General features: G+C 69.0%; 19 protein-coding genes. 6 read left to right on the top strand and 13 right to left on the bottom strand.

All coding sequences use genetic code 11. The annotated features are described in order from the left end of the window. Positions 1-174: 174 nt before the first annotated feature. Positions 175-1053, top strand: coding sequence for an NAD(P)-dependent oxidoreductase (locus tag EJ913_RS02800; protein WP_126994540.1), 879 nt, complete (start codon positions 175-177; stop codon positions 1051-1053). A 13-nt stretch (positions 1054-1066) separates the two neighbouring features. Here the strand turns inward: EJ913_RS02800 and EJ913_RS02805 are convergent, their stop codons facing one another. Further along, on the bottom strand, positions 1067-2866 hold the full coding sequence (locus tag EJ913_RS02805; protein ID WP_126994542.1) for an ABC transporter transmembrane domain-containing protein: 1800 nt from the start codon (positions 2864-2866) through the stop codon (positions 1067-1069). 195 nt (positions 2867-3061) lie between these two features. Here EJ913_RS02805 and rpmE point away from each other — a divergent pair, with 195 nt between their 5' ends. Next, positions 3062-3286 (top strand): 50S ribosomal protein L31, encoded by a 225-nt coding sequence (gene rpmE / locus EJ913_RS02810; RefSeq protein ID WP_119832120.1) that lies wholly within the window; start codon positions 3062-3064, stop codon positions 3284-3286. A gap of 110 nt (positions 3287-3396) precedes the next feature. On the opposite strand, the gene EJ913_RS02815 is transcribed toward rpmE, so the two are convergent. Next, the gene (locus EJ913_RS02815) at positions 3397-3837 is read right to left on the bottom strand and encodes a DUF1465 family protein (RefSeq protein WP_342353702.1); all 441 of its coding nucleotides are present in this window, start codon (positions 3835-3837) and stop codon (positions 3397-3399) included. Between the two features lie 251 nt (positions 3838-4088). On the opposite strand from EJ913_RS02815, the gene EJ913_RS02820 reads away from it, so the two are divergent. Continuing rightward, entirely contained in the window at positions 4089-4574 is a 486-nt protein-coding gene (locus EJ913_RS02820; RefSeq protein WP_126994544.1) for an Hsp20 family protein, read from the top strand. An 81-nt stretch (positions 4575-4655) separates the two neighbouring features. On the opposite strand, the gene EJ913_RS02825 is transcribed toward EJ913_RS02820, so the two are convergent. From EJ913_RS02825 to EJ913_RS02845, 5 genes are all read right to left on the bottom strand, one after another. Continuing rightward, the gene (locus EJ913_RS02825; protein ID WP_338019065.1) at positions 4656-6617 is read right to left on the bottom strand and encodes a sensor histidine kinase; all 1962 of its coding nucleotides are present in this window, start codon (positions 6615-6617) and stop codon (positions 4656-4658) included. 105 nt (positions 6618-6722) lie between these two features. Continuing rightward, positions 6723-7526, bottom strand: coding sequence for an alpha/beta fold hydrolase (locus tag EJ913_RS02830; protein WP_126994548.1), 804 nt, complete (start codon positions 7524-7526; stop codon positions 6723-6725). A gap of 8 nt (positions 7527-7534) precedes the next feature. Then, positions 7535-8845 (bottom strand): O-acetylhomoserine aminocarboxypropyltransferase, encoded by a 1311-nt coding sequence (locus EJ913_RS02835; protein ID WP_126994550.1) that lies wholly within the window; start codon positions 8843-8845, stop codon positions 7535-7537. A 209-nt stretch (positions 8846-9054) separates the two neighbouring features. After that, a complete protein-coding gene (locus EJ913_RS02840; protein ID WP_126994552.1) occupies positions 9055-10203 on the bottom strand; it encodes a carboxylate-amine ligase in 1149 nt (382 codons plus the stop codon). A 5-nt stretch (positions 10204-10208) separates the two neighbouring features. Next, on the bottom strand, positions 10209-11096 hold the full coding sequence (locus EJ913_RS02845) for an N-formylglutamate amidohydrolase (protein ID WP_126994554.1): 888 nt from the start codon (positions 11094-11096) through the stop codon (positions 10209-10211). A 106-nt stretch (positions 11097-11202) separates the two neighbouring features. On the opposite strand from EJ913_RS02845, the gene EJ913_RS02850 reads away from it, so the two are divergent. The 3 genes from EJ913_RS02850 (at position 11203) to EJ913_RS02860 (ending at position 13775) form a co-directional block, all read left to right on the top strand. Next, positions 11203-11907: an Aq_678 family protein gene (locus EJ913_RS02850; RefSeq protein WP_126994556.1), complete on the top strand. Its 705-nt coding sequence runs from the start codon at positions 11203-11205 to the stop codon at positions 11905-11907. 93 nt (positions 11908-12000) lie between these two features. Continuing rightward, positions 12001-12909, top strand: coding sequence for a DMT family transporter (locus EJ913_RS02855; RefSeq protein WP_126994558.1), 909 nt, complete (start codon positions 12001-12003; stop codon positions 12907-12909). Positions 12910-13025: 116 nt separating this feature from the next. Continuing rightward, complete coding sequence (locus tag EJ913_RS02860; RefSeq protein WP_126994560.1) at positions 13026-13775, top strand: FadR/GntR family transcriptional regulator; 750 nt, start codon at positions 13026-13028, stop codon at positions 13773-13775. 94 nt (positions 13776-13869) lie between these two features. Here EJ913_RS02860 and EJ913_RS02865 read toward each other — a convergent pair whose 3' ends face one another. From EJ913_RS02865 to rplR, 6 genes are all read right to left on the bottom strand, one after another. Continuing rightward, entirely contained in the window at positions 13870-14517 is a 648-nt protein-coding gene (locus EJ913_RS02865; RefSeq protein WP_126994562.1) for an adenylate kinase, read from the bottom strand. Further along, entirely contained in the window at positions 14517-15857 is a 1341-nt protein-coding gene (gene secY / locus EJ913_RS02870; protein ID WP_126994564.1) for a preprotein translocase subunit SecY, read from the bottom strand. Before secY ends, EJ913_RS02865 begins: the two co-directional genes overlap by 1 nt. A 145-nt stretch (positions 15858-16002) precedes the next feature. Then, complete coding sequence (gene rplO / locus EJ913_RS02875) at positions 16003-16488, bottom strand: 50S ribosomal protein L15 (RefSeq protein ID WP_126994566.1); 486 nt, start codon at positions 16486-16488, stop codon at positions 16003-16005. Between the two features lie 4 nt (positions 16489-16492). After that, entirely contained in the window at positions 16493-16684 is a 192-nt protein-coding gene (gene rpmD / locus EJ913_RS02880) for a 50S ribosomal protein L30 (protein ID WP_126994568.1), read from the bottom strand. A gap of 2 nt (positions 16685-16686) precedes the next feature. Beyond that, positions 16687-17256 (bottom strand): 30S ribosomal protein S5, encoded by a 570-nt coding sequence (gene rpsE / locus EJ913_RS02885; protein WP_126994570.1) that lies wholly within the window; start codon positions 17254-17256, stop codon positions 16687-16689. A gap of 12 nt (positions 17257-17268) precedes the next feature. Continuing rightward, positions 17269-17631 carry a 50S ribosomal protein L18 gene (rplR, locus tag EJ913_RS02890; protein WP_126994572.1) on the bottom strand — a complete coding sequence of 121 codons (363 nt, stop codon included), beginning with the start codon at positions 17629-17631 and terminating at the stop codon, positions 17269-17271. Between the last annotated feature and the right edge of the window lie 3 nt (positions 17632-17634).

Consider the following 17634-nt stretch of genomic DNA (forward strand, 5'->3'; position numbering starts at 1 on the left):
CCTGGTTTAGCACATCGCCTGTCCGCGACAAACATCCCGACGCGACAACCGCTTGCGACCTTTGGCGCACTCCGTTCCGGCTAAGTCCGGATTTGCTCCGGACGCGCGGGCGCCCTACCCTGGAGGCCAAAACAAAAGCCGCGTCCCAATAAACAACCTTCCGAGAAGAGCATCATGTCCGACCTCAGCACCGCCCCCCTCAAGCTCGCCTTCCTCGGGCTGGGCACCATGGGCTTCCCGATGGCCGGCCACCTCGCCAAGGCGGGCCACGACGTCACCGTCTACAACCGCACCGCCGCCAAGGCCGAGGCGTGGGTCGGGACCTACGGCGGCCGCAGCGCCGCCACGGTGGCGGAGGCGTCGGCCGGCGCCGATATCGTCTTCCTGTGCGTGGGCGACGACAACGACCTGCGCGCCGTCGCGGGCGAGGCCATCGCGGCGGTCGCCCCCGGCGCCATCGTCGCCGACCACACCACCGTCTCCGCCGCCGTGTCGCGCGAGATGGACGCGCTGGCCCGCGAACGCGGCGTCTTCTTCCTCGACGCGCCGGTGTCCGGCGGTCAGGCCGGGGCGGAGAAGGGCGTGCTGACGGTGATGGTCGGCGGCGACGCCGACGCCTTCGCCCGCGCCGAGCCGGCGATGGCCGCCTATGGCCGCTCGGTCGTCCACATGGGACCGTCGGGGGCCGGGCAGTTGACCAAGATGGTCAACCAGATCTGCATCGCCGGGCTGGTGCAGGGGCTGGCCGAGGGGATGAGCTTCGCCCAGCAGGCCGGGCTGGACGGCCACAAGGTGGTGGACGTGATCTCCAAGGGCGCCGCCCAGTCCTGGCAGATGGAGAACCGCGCCCACACCATGCTGGACGGCAAGTTCGACTTCGGCTTCGCGGTGGACTGGATGCGCAAGGATCTCGGCATCGTGCTGGACGAGGCCCGGCGCAACGGCGCCACGTTGCCCGTCACCGCGCTGGTCGACCAGTTCTATGGCGACGTCCAGGCCATGGGCGGCAACCGGCTGGACACGTCCAGCCTGATGAAGCGGCTGACGCGCTGACGGCGTCCGCCGACTACGCCTCCGCCCGGTCGAACTGCAACGCGGCGAGCCGGGCGTAGAGGCCACCTTGGGCCACCAGCTCGGCGTGGGTGCCGGTCTCCACGACCCGGCCGTGGTCCATGACGACGATGCGGTCGGCGGTCAGGACGGTCGCCAGACGGTGCGCCACGATCAGCGTGGTGCGCCCGTGCATCAGCCGGTCGAGCGCGTCCTGCACCATGCGCTCGCTCTCGGCGTCGAGCGCGCTGGTCGCCTCGTCCAGCAGCAGCACCGGCGGGTCGCGCAGGATCGCCCGCGCGATGGCCAGCCGCTGGCGCTGGCCGCCCGACAGACGGACGCCCTTCTCGCCCAGGAAGGTGTCGAAGCCTTCGGGCAGCGCGTCGAGGAACTCCAGCGCGTGCGCCGCTTGGGCCGCCGCGCGCACCTCGGCGTCGCTGGCGTCGGGTCGGCCGTAGCGGATGTTCTCCCAGGCGTTGGCCGAGAAGATCACCGGGTCCTGCGCCACGAGGCCCAGGCGGCGGCGCACGTCCAGCGGATCGGCCTCGCGCACGTCCACCCCGTCCAGCCGGATCCCGCCGGCCTGCGGGTCGTAGAAGCGCAGCAGCAATTGGAAGACGGTGGATTTGCCGGCGCCCGACGGCCCGACCAGCGCCACCCGCTCGCCCGGACGGACGCTCAGCGTGAAGTCCTCCAGCGCCGCCCAATCGGGCCGCGAGGGGTAGTGGAACCGCACGCCCTCGAAGGCCAAGTCGCCCCGCGCCGGAACCGGCAGGGCCACCGGGGACAGCGGCGGGCGGATCTCCGACTCGACGGCGAGCAGACCGAACAGGCGCTCGGTGGCGCCGGCCGCGCGTTGCAGGTCGCCGATCACCTCGCTGATCGCGCCGACCGACCCGGCGACGACGACGGCGTAGATGACGAAGGCCGACAGCTCGCCCGGCGTCAGCCGGCCGGACAGCACGTCATGCCCACCGATCCACAGGATGATGCCGACCGCGCCGAAGACCAGCACGATGACGATCACCGTCATCAGCGCCCGCACCCGCACCCGGCCGACCGCCACGTCGAAGGCGTCCTCCACCCGGCGACCGAACAGGGTGCGGTCGATGGCCTCGTGGGTGTAGGCCTGCACGGTGCGGATCGCCGCCAGCGTCTCCTCCACGAAGGAGCCGATGTCGGCGATGCGGTCCTGGCTGTCACGCGACAGCTTGCGGACGCGGCGGCCGAACAGGACGATCGGGGCCACGACCAGCGGCACCACCAGCGCCACCAGCCCGGTCAGCTTGGGCGAGGTCACCAGCAGCATGCCGGTCCCGCCCAGGAACATCAGCGTGTTGCGCAGCGCAATCGACGCCGAGGATCCCACCACCACCTGCAGCAGCGTGGTGTCGGTGGTCAGCCGCGACAGGATCTCGCCGGTCTTGGTCGTCTCGAAGAATCCGGGCGACAGCGTCAGCACATGGTCGTAGACGGCGCTGCGGATGTCGGCGACCACCCGCTCGCCGATCCAGCTGACCAGATAGAAGCGCCCGTAGGTGGCCGCCGCCATCAGCGCGATGACGCCCAGCAGCACCAGCAGCGCGCGGTCGAGCAGGCCTGAGTCGCCGGCCGCGAAGCCCTGGTCGACCAGCACCCGCATGCCCTGCCCCAGCCCCAGCACGGTTCCGGCGGCGACCGTCAGCGCCAGCATGGCCCCGGCGATCCGCCACTTGTAGGGAAGCAGGAAGGGCACCAGACGGCGCAGGGGACCGAGATCGCGCCGGCGGCCATCGGCCGCGGCGTCGTTGATATCGAGAGGGGATCGACGAGACACCGGATTTCCCGAGGAAGCGATGGGGGCAGGCGGCGGATTGGACGCGAACCGCCGGCATATAGCAAGCGGCCTACCCCTCAACAAGCCACACCACGCCGAATTGCGCGGTCCCGAAGCGCGGGGAGGACCGGATCGGGGTTGCATCGCGGGGGGGGGTTTGATATAGACGCCGCTCGTTTAGCAGGAACCCCGGCCATGAAGACTGACATTCACCCCGATTACCACGAGATCAACGTCGTCATGACCGACGGCACCTCGTTCAAGACCCGCTCCACGATGGGCAAGCCGGGCGACACCATTCGCCTCGACATCGACCCGAAGTCGCACCCGGCGTGGACCGGCGTTCAGAAGCTGCTGGACACCGGCGGGCAGATCGCCAAGTTCAACAAGCGCTTCGCCGGTTTCGGCCTCAAGAAGTAAGCCTTGTTCGACGCGACACGAAAAGGGCGCCCGAAGCTGTCGGGCGCCCTTTTCGCGTTCGGGGGGGCGTCGTTTCGTGTTCGAAAAACGGGGCACTCGCCCCTGCAGGATCAGCCGACGGCCGCTTCAGCCTCGGCGGCGCGTTCCACGTCCTGGCGCACCATGGTGTCCAGCCGCTCGACCCGCATGTAGAGGCTGTGGCTGCGCTCCAGAAGGCTGCGCAGGCCCGCCGGCAGATCCAGGTTGTCGGGGCCGGAGGGATCGGAGCAGATCTCGCCGCCGGACAGCGAGAAATCGCCGCTCGCCGCCTGTTCCCGCGAGATCTCGCCGGCGTGGACCGCCTTCTGCGCCAGAAGCCACGCCATCACCTGCGTCAGCCGGCTGGTCACCCGCATCGACTCGTAGGAAATCTGCAACCGCACCTGGGGCGACAGTTTCCGATGCTCGGACATGTCGTGATAGGCGATGTAGTTCCGGGCTTCGATGAGAAGCGCCATGGTCTCGTCATACGGACCATTGAAGAAGAAGGTGTGCGAAGCGATCACAGCCATACCCCTCCCGCGGCGATCCGGCCCGGACTTGAGCCTTGCCGCAACTGATTAAAAATGGGTGAGCGGCCACCGCGTGCAACCCTGAGCGGGCCGCGCGAAGTTTTTCTCCGCCCTCTTGAACCGCAAAAGCCCGCCGCTATCTCTCGCTCATCCGGCGGGCGCCCAGACGGGGCTCGCCGGAATTGACCGCAACGGGGACCGACCAGGACGGTGGTTCCCATCCGCTGTATCGCTCTCTTGGAGGATATGTCATGCGTAGCTACGACCTTTCGCCGCTGTTCCGTTCCACCGTCGGTTTCGACCGCCTGTCGCGTCTGCTGGAGACCGCGACCACCGGGGACGAGGCGACCGCGGCCTACCCGCCATACAACATCGAGAAGATGAGCGAAGACTCCTACCGGATCACGATGGCCGTCGCCGGCTTCGGCCTGGACGACCTGACCATCACCGCCCATCAGAACTCGTTGACCGTTACTGGAAAAGCTAAGAAGGAGGAGGCCTCGGGCCAATTCCTCTACCGGGGTATCGCCGGGCGCGCATTCGAGCGCCGCTTCCAGTTGGCCGATTTCATCAAAGTGTCCAACGCGTCGCTTCTGAACGGTCTTCTGCACATCGAGCTGGCGCGCGAGGTACCCGAAACGATGAAGCCGCGCAGCATTCCGATCGAGGCGGCCCGAAGCACCCCGGCCCGCATCGACGCGGAACCGGCCCCCGCCCTGACCCAGCAGGCGGCGTAACACCCGTCTGAAAGCGAGAACGGCGCCCCGAGAGATCGGGGCGCCGTTTTTCGTTGCGCGGAATCCGGGTTTTGACGGCCCTCAAACCCCGGCCAGGAACTCGTCCAGCGTCAGGATGCGCGAAGCCGGCAGGCGGATCGTCGCGGTGCAGCCCTCCCCCGGCCGGCTGTCGAGCGTCAGCACGCCGCCATGCGCCTCGACCAGCCGCCGGCAAAGCGGCAGCCCCAGACCCAGACCCTCGAACCGCCGGGTCATCGACTGGTCCAATTGGACGAAGGCGGTCATCGCCTTGGGAATGTCGTTGGGCTCCAACCCGATGCCGGTGTCGCGCACGGCGATCTCCAGCCAGCCGTCGGCGGCGACGCCGGCCGACACGATGACGGTGCCGGACACCGGGCTGAACTTGATCGCGTTGGACAGCAGGTTGCACAGCGCCTGGCACAGCCGCCGGTCGTCGCCGCGCACCGGCGGCAAATCGGGAGCCAACTGGATCGCGACCGTCACCGGAATGCGGGAGGCCTGGAAGTCCATCTGCGAGGCCGCCTGCGCCAGCACCACCGACAGGTCGAGCGGCTGTTCGGACAGCTCCAGCCGTCCGGCCTCGACCCGCGCCATGTCCAGGATGTCGTCGATGATGGCCAGCAACTGCTCGCCCGACATGCGGATCGAGGTGGCGTATTCGATGCAGCGTTCGAGCGCGCGCGGGTCGTGCATCTTCATTTCCATCAGCTGCGCGAAGCCGATGACCGCGTTCAGCGGAGTGCGCAGCTCATGGCTCATCGTCGCGACGAAGATCGACTTCGCGCGGTCGGTGGCCTCCGCCGCCTCCTTGGCGGCGATGATCTCGCGCTCGATCCGCTGGCGCTCGGTGACGTCGCGGATGATGCCGGTGTAGAGCCGCCGCCCCTCGACCTCGCTGGCGCTGACCGAGATCTCCACCGGAAAGACGCTTCCGTCGGCCCGGCGCACCTCGGCGGCGCGGGAGCGGGCGATCACCGCCGTGGTCTGCCCCGGCGCGAAGGCGACCGGCTGCCCGTCCTCCTCCCGCAGGCAGGCTTGCGGCAGCAGCGAATCGACCGGCCGCCACATCGCGTCGCCGGACGACACGCCGAACATCGCCTCCGCCGCGCGGTTGAAGTTGTGGATCATGCCGCTGTCGTCGATGGTCAGGATCGCGTCGGCGGCGGCGCCCAGGATGGCCTCGGTCCGCGCCCGCGACGCCGCCAGCGCCTTGACGGTGTGGACGTACTCGCTGACGTCGGTGATCGTGCCGGTGAAGCCGCCCTCCGCCATCCGGACCCGCTGGCACAGCACCGGCATGTCGGTCATGGTGCCGGTGGCGCGGAAACGGAAATCGAGCAGCAGCGGCGTGTTGGGACGGCCCGCAGTCTCGTCGTCCAGCCCCTGCGTCCATTCCGCCGCGACCTTGGCGCGATCCTCCGGATGCACGGCGTCGAGCCAGCCCTCGCCCAGGAGACGGGGCAGCGGCAGCCCGGCGATCAGCGCGAAGCGGGCGTTGGCGAAGACGATCCGTCCGGCCGCGTCGGTCTGGAAGATGCCGACCGGCGCCGACTCGGCCAGGCTCTGGTAGCGCGACTCGCTGGCGCGCAGCCGGTTCGCCGTGTCGAGCTGCGTGGTCACGTCGCGGATGTTCAGCACCAGCCCCTTGATGGACGGCTCGTCCAACTGGTTGTGGGCGGTGGCCTCCAGCCAGCGCCAGCGGCCGTCGGCGTGGCGGAAACGGAAGATGGCGGTGCCGGCGCTTCCGTCCGGTTCGGCCATCCGGGCCGCCATGCGCCGCTCCACGTCGGCGCGCTCGTCCGGATGGGCGTGGTCGATCAGAGCGCGGCCGACCAGTTGCTCCGGGGTGTAGCCGAGCACCTGGGCCGCCGCGTCGCTGGCGTAGAGCAGAATCCCGGCCGGCGACACCACCGCCGCGACGTCGGTGGCGTTCCGCATCAAGGCGCGAATCGATCGTTCGTTGACCTGCACGAGCGCACTCCGGACGATCAACCTAAAAGGCCCGACCCTCCGAAGCGGCACCGCACTCCAGCCAACCCGCCGCCCCCGGAAAGAGTCACGACAACGCTAACATCGCAAAGATTAACGGATTGTATCGACCCTCACGCGAACGCCCCCAAAAAGCAATCAACCCCGCCGCAGACCAAGAAACGGCGTCAAGGCGTCGATCGTGGCGTCGGGAGCTTCGGTCATCACCATATGGCCTGTCGCCGGAAGTGTGACGACTTGTGACGACTTGATCCGCGCCGCCAACGACCGCCCGGCCTTGGCCGGCGTCATGCGGTCGAGTGCCCCCAGCAGCAACAATGCCGGGCACACTACCGCCTCGGCCGAGGCCGCACCCTGCACGTAGGCGTTGCAGGCGGCGAGATCGACGCCGAGCACGCCTGGAGCCACCCCCCGCATCAGACGGCGGCTGCCGGGAATCAACGCCAGCCCGGGAGTCGGGTTGCCGCCGGTGTGGCCGCGCGGACCATGCCCCCAACCGACAACCAGCTCGACGGCCGAGGGTTCCCCGGCGGCGGCCGCCGCCAGCAGGTCGGGATGGACCGGCATGCGCTCGGCGACGCCCAGCAGGGCCAGGGACTCGACGCGGTCCGGGTGTCGCGCGGCGGTGTCTAGCGCCACCAGGGCGCCCATCGAATGGCCGACCAGCGCCGCCCGGGGCAGCCCGGCGGCGTCGAGCAGGGCCGGCACCCAGTCGGCCAGTTCGGCGACGGAGGCCAGCGGCCCGCCGCCCGACCGGCCATGGCCCGGCAGGTCGACCGCCAGCACCGAGCGGCCGTGATGGGCCAGGAAGCGGCTTTGCAGGCTCCACACCGTGTGGTCCATGCCGGCACCGTGGATCAGCACGACGGCTGGGCGCGCCGGGTCGAAAGGCCGGCCGCCGGTGTGGGCGAAGACGGCGTGTCCGTTGACGGTCAGTTCCATGGTCCGGCTCAGCCCTTCGTCGCGGCGCGCAGCGCCTGCTTCAGATCGTCGATCAGGTCCTCGCAATCCTCCAGCCCGATGGACAGGCGGATCATGTCCTCGCCCACGCCGGATGCGGCGAGCGCGGCGGCGTCGAGCTGCGCGTGGGTCGTGCTGGCCGGGTGGATGACCAGCGACTTGGCGTCGCCGACGTTGGCGAGGTGGGAGAACAGCGACAGCGCCTCGATGAAACGGCGGCCGGCGTCACGCCCTCCCTTGATGCCGAAGGCGATCATCGAGCCGGTCCCGTTGGGCAGCAGCTTCGAGGCCAGCGCGTGGTCGGGGTGGTCCGCCAACTCCGGGTAGGACACCCAGGCGACACTGCCCTTCTCGGAATACTGTTCGGATTCCAGGAAGCCGACCACCTTGCGGGCGTTGTGGATGTGGCCCTTCATGCGCAGCGGCAGGGTTTCCACGCCTTGGAGGATTTGGAAGGCGTTCATCGGGCTGAGGCAGGCGCCGAAATCGCGCAGGCCCTCGGCGCGGGCGCGCATGACGAAGGCGGACGGGCCGTATTCCTCGACGAAATCGATGCCGTGGTAGCCGGCGTAGGGCTCGGTCAGGGTCGGGAACTTGCCCGACGCCTCCCAGTCGAAGGTGCCGCCGTCGATGATGACGCCGCCGATGGCGACGCCGTGGCCGCCCAGCCATTTCGTGCAGGAATGCATGACCAGATCGGCGCCGTGCGCCAGCGGCCGGCACAGATAGGGCGTCGTGAAGGTCGAATCGATCAGCAGCGGAACCCCGGCCTCGTGCGCGATGGCGGCGACGGCGGGAACGTCCAGCACCTCAAGCCCCGGGTTGCCCAGGACCTCGCCGAAGAGCAGCCGGGTTTCCGGGCGGATCGCCGCGCGGATCGCGTCGTGGTCGCGCGGGTTGACGAAGGTCGTGGTGATGCCGAAGCGCGGCAGCGTGTAGGCGAGCAGGTTGCGGCTGCCCCCGTAGATCGACGACGAGGCGACGATGTGCCCGCCCGCGTCCATCAGCGTCAGGATGGCGAGCGTCATCGCCGCCTGTCCGCTGGCCGTGCAGACGGCGCCGACGCCGCCCTCCAGCGTGGCCAGCCGCTCCTCCAGCACCGCGACGGTGGGGTTGGAGATGCGGGAATAGATGTGGCCGGGCCGCTCCAGGTTGAACAGCGCCGCCGCGTGGTCGGTGTCCGGGAAGACGTAGGAGGTGGTCAGGTGGATCGGCACCGCCCGCGCCCCCGTGGCCGGATCGGGCCGTTGACCGGCGTGCAGGCTCTGCGTGTCGAATTTCAGGAACTTGGCGTCGGCCATGCTCTTGCCCCCTCCCCTTCCATGGTGTGGGCGCAAAAAATAAGGGCCGCTTGCAATGAGCGGCCCTCTTCTTTTTTGCCTGCCCTGTTCAACCCGTTTTGGACGGTGCTGACGGGGCGGGAGGGTATGGGAGACATGACGCGCGCGTCAAGCGGGAGCGTCAACGACTTGAAACCGCATGCCACCGGCTGACGGAAGAAGGACTTGCGTCAACCGGGCGCGCTTTGGTCGGCGACCCCCACCATCGTCTCCTCGACCAGCCAATCCACCACCTTGCGCAGCGCCTCGTCCTCGCTGGCGCCCGCCTCCAGCGCGGCGCGGTGGATGTCCACTTGACGGTGGGCGCTGGTCCCGCGCGCCAGGATGTCGCGCGCCCGCTCGACCTCGGCGGTGCAGCCGAAATGCGCGGCGTCCTCGCGGGTCAGCTCGATGATCTCCTCCAGCAGGTCGGGGTACGGCACGATGCGCCCCTGCCCGAAATCGACCAGCCCGCTGTCCAGCCCGTAGCGCTGGGCGCGCCAGCGGTTCTCCTCGATCAGCATGTTCTTGTAGGGCCGCCACGTCACATTGCGCAGCTTCAGCCGCCACAGCATGCGCAGCAGGCAGCGGAAGAGCGCCGCCACCGTCACCGCGTCGTCCAGCCGGGTGCAGATGTCGGTGATCCGCATCTCCAGCGTGGGGAAGCGGAAGGACGGGCGGATGTCCCACCACAGCTTGGTCGCGTCCTCGATCACCCCGGCGTCGACCAGGGCGGCGACGTGGCTCTGGTACTCGCCGTAGCTCTGGAAGCCGGCGGGCATGCCGGTGCGCGGCAGCTCATGCCACACCGACAGCCGGTAGGACCGCCGCTCCATGTCGCGCCCGCGCCAGAAGGGCGAGGAGGTCGACAGCGCCAGCAGATGCGGCAGGAAGTAGCGCACCTGGTTCATCAGGTCGATGCGCAGGTCGTCGTCCTCGATGCCGATATGGACGTGCATCCCGCAGATCATCAGCCGCCGCGCCGGGGCGCCGAGGTCGCGCGCCAGCATGTTGTAGCGGTCGCGGTTGGTGTGCTTCTGCGGCTCCCACGCGGCGAAGGGGTGGGTGGAGGCGGCGATCGGCGCCAGCCCGTGGCGGTCGGCAACCCCCGCCACCGTGCCGCGCAGAGCCGCCAGTTCGGACCGCGCCTCCGCCAGCGTGCTGCAGACCGGGGTGCCGACCTCGATCTGGCAACGCAGGAATTCGGGGTGGATGCGGCCGGGCGCCTGCTCCTGGCAGGCTTCCAGCATCTCTTCCGGCGGGGCCGGCACGATGTCGCCGGTGCGCCGGTCCACCAGCAGATACTCTTCTTCCAGACCCAGCGTGAAGGACGGTTCCATGGCGTTCAATCCCGCGGGTAGTGCCGGGCGGCGGTCAGCGACGGCAGGCTGAGGATGGGGCCGAGCGTGTCGGCCAGCACCCCGGCCCACAGAGCGACGCCGTCCGGGGTCGCGATCAGATCCTGCCGGACCTCCAGCAGGACGTTGGGGTAGCCGGCGGGGGTCGCGTGGGTCTCCACCGTGCCGCCGGTGGTGTCGCGGCCGGAATAGGGCTCGTTGTCGCCGACGCACCAGCGCCCGTCCGCCCGCAGCGCGTCGAGCAGCGGCACGGCGACGCGCGGGTCGTGGTCCCACAGCACCCCGATGTGCCAGGGCCGGGCGACTCCGCGCATAGCCGGCGTGAAGCTGTGGACCGACACCATCACCGGCACCTGCCCACGGTCACGGACCGCCGCGACGGCGTCCGCCACCGCCGCGTGGTAGGGCCGGAAGATCGCCTCGATCCGGCGGGCCTGCGCCTCGGCGTCCAGCGCGCGGTTGCCGGGGATCACGGTGTCGTCGCTGACCACGGGGATGGCGGTCGGGTCGTCCAGATCCCGGTTGGGATCGACCACCAGCCGCGAGAAGCCCGACAGCACCGCCGTCGCCGCGAAATGCGCCGCCAGCCGCCGCGTCAGTTCCGCCGCGCCGATGTCGTAGGCGATGTGCCGGCACAGCTGCTCCTCCGGCAGCCCGAGATCGCCGAGCGCCTTGGGAACGGCGCGCGAGGCGTGGTCGCACACCAGCAGCAGCGGCCCGCGCGCCTCGGGGTTGAGCACCGTGACGGCCGGCGGGTCGTCGGGACCCAGCAGCGGCGGCACAGGCGCGGCGCGGGGCGGCGTCGGCCCCGGCGACGGGCGTTCATGGGCGGCGGGGCCATGCCCGGAGTCGGGAGGGGGGGACGAGGAAGCCATCCCCCACACTAACCCAATCCGCAAGGGGGGCGGAAGCGCGGGCAGAGGTGGTAGGCCGGTCGGCGAACTGTTAGGTTTCCAGCAATCACCATCCGGAGCCCGACCGATGAGCCGCCGCCTGCTGTCCCTGTGTCTCGGCCTGCTGGCGTTGCTCGGCGCCTGCGGCCCGATCTACGACACGCAATACAGCTTGGTTCCGCCGACCTCGGTCGAAGGACGGCGTTGCGTCGGGCAGTGCCAGCAGAACCGCGCCATCTGCCGCCAGAGCTGCAGCATCGGCCAGCAAGCCTGTCTGAACGACGCCCGCAACCGCGCCTTCTACGAGTACCAAGCCTATGTGGACCGCCAGAGGGCCGAGAAGAAGCCGATCAAGAGGAGCATGAGCAGCTTCGAGAACACCTTCGAGTGCGGCACGGGCGGCTGTGAAGCCCGCTGCGAGGCCGATTACCGCGATTGCTTCGGGGGTGCCTGCGGCGGCCAAGTGACCGCGCAGACGGTCTGCACCGCCTTCTGCGACGAGAAGCCCCGTGGCGCCGCCGCCCCAGTCCTTCTCCCCGCTCCGCCGGGCGCCGCGAACGGGGCCGCGCTGTCCGGCCCGATGTCGACGCCGGTGCCTACGCCGCTGTCGAACGACAATGACCGTTCGCTCTGCCAAAAAGGCATGAGGGTCGAGGCGCAATCGAAGGGCGAGTGGTACCCGGCGACGGTCAAGGGACCGCTGCGCAGCGACGGGCGCTGCCCCGTCCATTACGACGATTACGGCAGCGAGGACGACGAGTCGGTCTCCCTGAAGCGCCTCCGCCCGCGCTGACGCCGATAAACCTTTCCGGGAAGGGTCGGCGCGCAAAGCAGCCATGCCGCGCGTCGGTCTGGCTCCGTCCCGCCGCTCTGTTATAAGCGCAGGATGCCCGACGCCAGCGTTATCCCCGCCGCCACCGACACCGCCCGGACCCAGCGCGTCGCGCTGATCGCGCTGCTGGCCGGTGCTCTCGGCATCGCCTTCGCACCGATCTTCGTCCGCCTGTCGGAGGTCGGCCCGGTGTCCACCGCCTTCTGGCGCGTCGCCTTCGCCGCCCCGGTCCTGGCCCTGTGGATGGCCGCCGAACCGCGAGGCCGCAGCCGGCGGCCCAGCTCGGTCCGCGACTACGCCAGCCTGTCGCTGGTCGGCCTGTTCTTCGCCGGGGATCTGGCGGTCTGGCACTGGTCGATCCGCTACACCTCGGTCGCCAACGCCACGCTGCTCGCCAATTTCGCGCCGATCTTCGTCGCCCCCGTCGCTTGGTTCCTGTTCAAGGAGCGCTTCACCGGCCGCTTCGTCGCCGGCATGCTGCTGGCGCTGGCCGGCGCGTTGATCCTGATGGGGCAGAGCCTGCGGCTCAGCGCCGACCATCTGTTCGGCGACGCGCTGGGGCTGCTGACCGCCGCCTTCTACGGCGGCTACATCCTGTCGGTCGGTCGTCTGCGCGCCGAGTTCTCCACCGCCACCATCATGACCTGGAGCGGCGTCATCACCGCCCTGGTGCTGCTGCCGCTGGCGCTGGTCTCCGGCGAAAACCTGACGCCGCCCAGCCTGGACGGATGGGGCGTGCTGCTGGGGTTGGCGCTGTTCAGCCACGCCGGCGGCCAGAGCCTGATCGCCTACGCGCTGGCCCATCTGCCGGCGTCCTTCTCCTCGGTCAGTCTGCTGCTGCAGCCGGCCGCCGCCGCCGTCCTCGCTTGGATGCTGCTCGGCGAGCCGTTGGGGGCCTTGCAAGCGGCCGGCGCCGCGGTGATCCTGGTGGGCATCCTGATGGCCCGGCGTGGCAGCCGCTGACGCCGCGTCGCCAAGCCGCTGGGCGGCAGGATTGCGCGGCCAGTTCGGCGGTTGACCCGGCCGGTTCGGACCGCTACGGGTATCACTTACAGCTTATGAACAAGGGGAACGATCCCGTGCCCGCCACCGACGACAGCGCTCACGTCCCCTCCTCCTCGCAACGCATTTCGGAATGGGTGGCGCAGCAGCTTCTCGACCGCATCGCGCGCGGCGAACTGGTGCCGGGCGAGCGCCTGCCCGGCGAGCGGCAACTGGCGGAGCAACTCCACGTCAGCCGCGTCTCGGTGCGCGCGGCGTTGCAAAAGCTGAAGACTCAGGGCTTCCTGACCGCCGTCCAGGGCGGCGGAACCCGCGTCGTCTCCTCCACCGGGGTGATGGACGGCGCGCTGACCACCATGGTGCGCAGCAAGCACGACAACCTGTGCGACCTCGTCGAGATCCGCATGGCGCTGGAAGGCTGGGCCGCGCGCCGCGCCGCGCTGCACGCCACGGACGAGCAGATCGCCACCATCGGCCGCATCCTCAACGCGATGACCCAGACGGGGCGCGACGGCGGGCGGGGTGCCGACGACATGGACTTCCACCTCGCCGTCGCCCAGGCCTCGGGCAGCCCGGTCTACCTGCACCTGCTCTCCACCATCCGGGACATCCTCGGCAACATGGTGGAGATGAACCACACCGAACCCTACATGGAAAACCATGAGGCGCTGATGATCGACCATCACCGCGCCATCCATGAGGCCATCGCGAAGCGCGACCCGGAGGCCGCCGCCGCCGCTGTCACCGCCCATCTCGGCTGGGTTCTCGCGCGCTACCACGCGATGAGCGGCGCCCCGCTGCCTCCCGCCGCGCCCGGCGACGACTGATCCGGCACCCGTCCCCGAGCAAGCGCCCACCCCAAAACGAAAGGCCGCCGTCCCCAAGGACGGCGGCCTTTGTCGTTGGTGCCCGCTCCGCGTCCTACGACGCGAGGATGGCGCCGATCTCGGTGGTCACCTCGTCGATGTCGGCCATGCCGTCCACCGTCTTCAGCACGCCGCGCTCCTGGTAATAGGGCAGGATCGGCGCCGTCTGCTGGTGGTACTGGGCCAGCCGGGTGGTGACCGTCTCGGCGTTGTCGTCCGCCCGGCGCTTGAACTCGGTGCCGCCGCAGCAATCGCAGACGCCCGCGACCTTCGGCTTCTCGAAGACGTCGTGGTAGCCCTTGCCGCATTTGGCGCAGGTGTAGCGGCCGGTGATGCGCTCCACCAGCACGTCGTCGACCACGCGCATCTCGATCACGTGGTCGAGCTTCAGCCCCTTCTCGGCCAGCATGGCGTCGAGCGCCTCGGCCTGCGCCACCGTGCGCGGGAAGCCGTCGAGGATGAAGCCGTTGACCACGTCGGGCTTGGAGATGCGCTCGCCGATCATGCGGACCATCAGGTCGTCCGGCATCAGCTTGCCGGCCGACATGATCTCCTTGGCCTGCTGGCCGAGCGGCCCACCCTCCGCGACCATCGCGCGGAGCATGTCGCCGGTCGACAACTGGATCAGCCCGCGCGTGTCTTCCAGACGGCGCGCCTGGGTCCCCTTCCCGGCGCCCGGCGGACCGAGCAGTATGAGGTTCATTACCTTCTCCCCCGAAGCTTTGATTTCTTGATCAACCCCTCATACTGGTGCGCCAGCAAATGGGAGTGGATCTGCGCAACCGTGTCCATCGTGACCGTGACCACGATGAGCAGGCTGGTGCCGCCAAAATAGAACGGAACCGAATGCTGGGAAATCAAGATTTCGGGGAGGAGGCAGACCGCGACAAGATAGCCCGACCCGATCACCGTCAGGCGGGTCAGCACGTAGTCGATGTGATCGGCGGTGTTCTTGCCGGGACGGATGCCGGGGATGAACCCACCGTACTTGCGCAGGTTGTCGGCCGTCTCGCCGGGGTTGAAGACGATGGCGGTGTAGAAGAAGCAGAAGAACACGATCATCGCCGCGTACATCAGCATGTACAGCGGCGTGCCGTGCGCCAGATAGCGCGACACCGCCTGGAGCCATTCCGGCCCCTCGCCACCAGCGAAGCCGACCGCCGTCAGGGGAAGCAGCAGCAGCGACGACGCGAAGATCGGGGGGATGACGCCGGCCGTGTTGAGCTTGAGGGGCAGATGCGAGGCCTCGCCGCCGAACACCCGGTTGCCGACTTGGCGCTTGGGATACTGGACCAGCAGGCGGCGCTGGGCACGCTCCATGAAGACGATGAAGAACACCACGCCCACGGACATCAGCAGCATGAGGATGATGAAGATGGTGGACAGCGCGCCCTGGCGCCCGAGTTCCAGCGTGTTCACCAGCGCGCGCGGCAGTTCCGCGACGATGCCGGCGAAGATGATCAGCGAGATGCCGTTGCCGATGCCGCGCGCGGTGATCTGCTCGCCCAGCCACATCAGGAACATGGTGCCGCCGACCAGCGTGATGACGGTCGCCACGCGGAAGAACAGGCCGGGATCGAGGACCGCCGCGCCCGATGAGCCGCGCATGGCCTCCATGCCGACCGCCAGCCCATAGGCCTGCACCGTGGCGAGCGCCACCGTGCCGAAGCGGGTGTACTGGTTGAGCTTCTTGCGCCCGGCTTCGCCCTCCTTCTTCATCGCCTCCATCTGCGGCGACACGGCGGTCAGCAGCTGGACGATGATGGAAGCCGAGATGTAGGGCATGATGTTGAGCGCGAAGATGGTCATGCGGTGCAGCGCGCCGCCCGCCAGCATGTCGAACATGCCGAGGATGCCGCCGCCCTGCTGCTTGAACACATCCTGCAGAATGTGGGGGTCGATGCCCGGAATCGGGATGTAGGTGCCCAGCCGATAGACGATCAGGGCCGCCAAGGTGAACCAAATCCGCTTTTTCAGCTCGGTCGCCTTGGAGAACGCCCCGAAATTGATGTTGGCGGCAAGCTGCTCGGCCGCTGATGCCATGGTTCGATCCCTGTCCCGTAAATGCGGAGCCCATAAGTGCGAAGGGGGCGGTCCTGCGTGATGCAGGCCGCCCCCTCGCGACTTCGCTTCTTGTAGTGCCGAAAACGGTCCCCGCGCAAGCACGGGAACCGCTGTCAGGTCACTGTCACTCGGCGGCTTCGGCTTCGGCGGCGGGCAGCGTGACGCTGCCGCCCGCCTTCTCGACCGCTTCGATGGCCGACTTGGACGCACCGGCGACCGAGAAGTTCACCTTCGCGGTCAGCTCGCCCTTGCCAAGCAGACGAACACCGTCCTTCTTCACCCGACCGGTGACGCCGGCGGCCTGAAGGGCCGCCGCGTCGATGGTCTCACCGGCGTTGAGCTTGCCGGAGTCGATGGCCTTCTGGATGTGACCCAGATTGACCACCGAGTATTCCTTGGCGAAGATATTGCGGAAGCCGCGCTTGGGCAGACGGCGGTGCAGAGGCATCTGCCCGCCTTCGAAGCCGTTGATCGCGACGCCGGTGCGCGAGGTCTGACCCTTCACGCCGCGGCCCGCGGTCTTGCCCTTGCCGGAGCCGATACCGCGACCGACGCGCATGCGCGCCTTGCGGGCACCGGCGTTGTCACGCAGATCGTTGAGCTTGGTCATGACATCAGCCCTCGTTCTCGACGCGGACCAGGTGCGCGACCTTGGCGATCATGCCCCGCACGGCCGGAGTGTCCTCCAGCTCGCGGGTCCGGTGCAGCTTGTTGAGACCCAGGCCAACCAGCGTTTCGCGCTGGTCGTGCTTGCGCCCGATCGGGCTGCCGGTCTGGGTGACGACGACGGTCTTCTTGTCAGCCATGATCAGGCCTCCTGACCGGCGCCGGCCTCGCGACGGCCGAGGATGTCGCTCACGCGACGACCGCGACGCGCCGCGACGGAACGCGGGCTGGTGGCCTGGGTCAGGGCGTCGAAGGTCGCCTTGATCATGTTGTGCGGGTTCGACGTGCCGATCGACTTGGTCACGACGTCCTGGACGCCGAGAGCCTCGAAGATCGCGCGCATCGGACCGCCGGCGATGATGCCGGTACCCGCCGGGGCGGCGCGCAGCACGACCTTGCCGGCACCGAAGTGGCCGTTGGAGTCGTGATGCAGGGTGCGGCCCTCGCGCAGCGGAACGCGGATCATGCCGCGCTTCGCCTGGTCGGTCGCCTTGCGGATCGCTTCCGGCACTTCACGGGCCTTGCCCGATCCGACGCCGACGCGGCCCTTGCCGTCACCAACCACGACCAGAGCGGCGAAGCCGAAGCGACGACCACCCTTCACCACCTTGGCGACGCGGTTGATCCCGACGAGCTTTTCGATCAGCTCGCTCTCTTCCCGATCGCGCGGCTGACGATCGCGGTTGTCCCGACCGCCTTGTTCACGTGCCATATCCGGGGCTCCTTAGAACGACAGCCCGCCCTCGCGGGCGGCGTCGGCCAGGGCTTTGACCCGGCCATGGTAGATGTAGCCGCCGCGGTCGAACACGACCTCGGAGACGCCCGCCGCCTTGCCACGCTCGGCGATCAGAACGCCGATGCGCTTGGCCGCCTCGACGTTGCCGCCGTGCTTGAGCTGTTCCCGAAGGTCCTTCTCGAGCGAGGAGGCCGACGCGAGCGTCTTGCCGCTCGTGTCGTCGATCAGCTGGGCGTAGATGTGCAGATTCGACCGGAAGACCGAGAGGCGAACGCGCCCGCCGGCCTTCTTGGCAATCTGCGTGCGAACGCGCTGCTTGCGGCGCTCGTTGAGTTGCTTTGGCTTCAGCATGGC

It is taken from the genome of Azospirillum doebereinerae (genome assembly GCF_003989665.1).
In the GTDB taxonomy this organism is placed as follows: Bacteria; Pseudomonadota; Alphaproteobacteria; order Azospirillales; family Azospirillaceae; genus Azospirillum; species Azospirillum doebereinerae.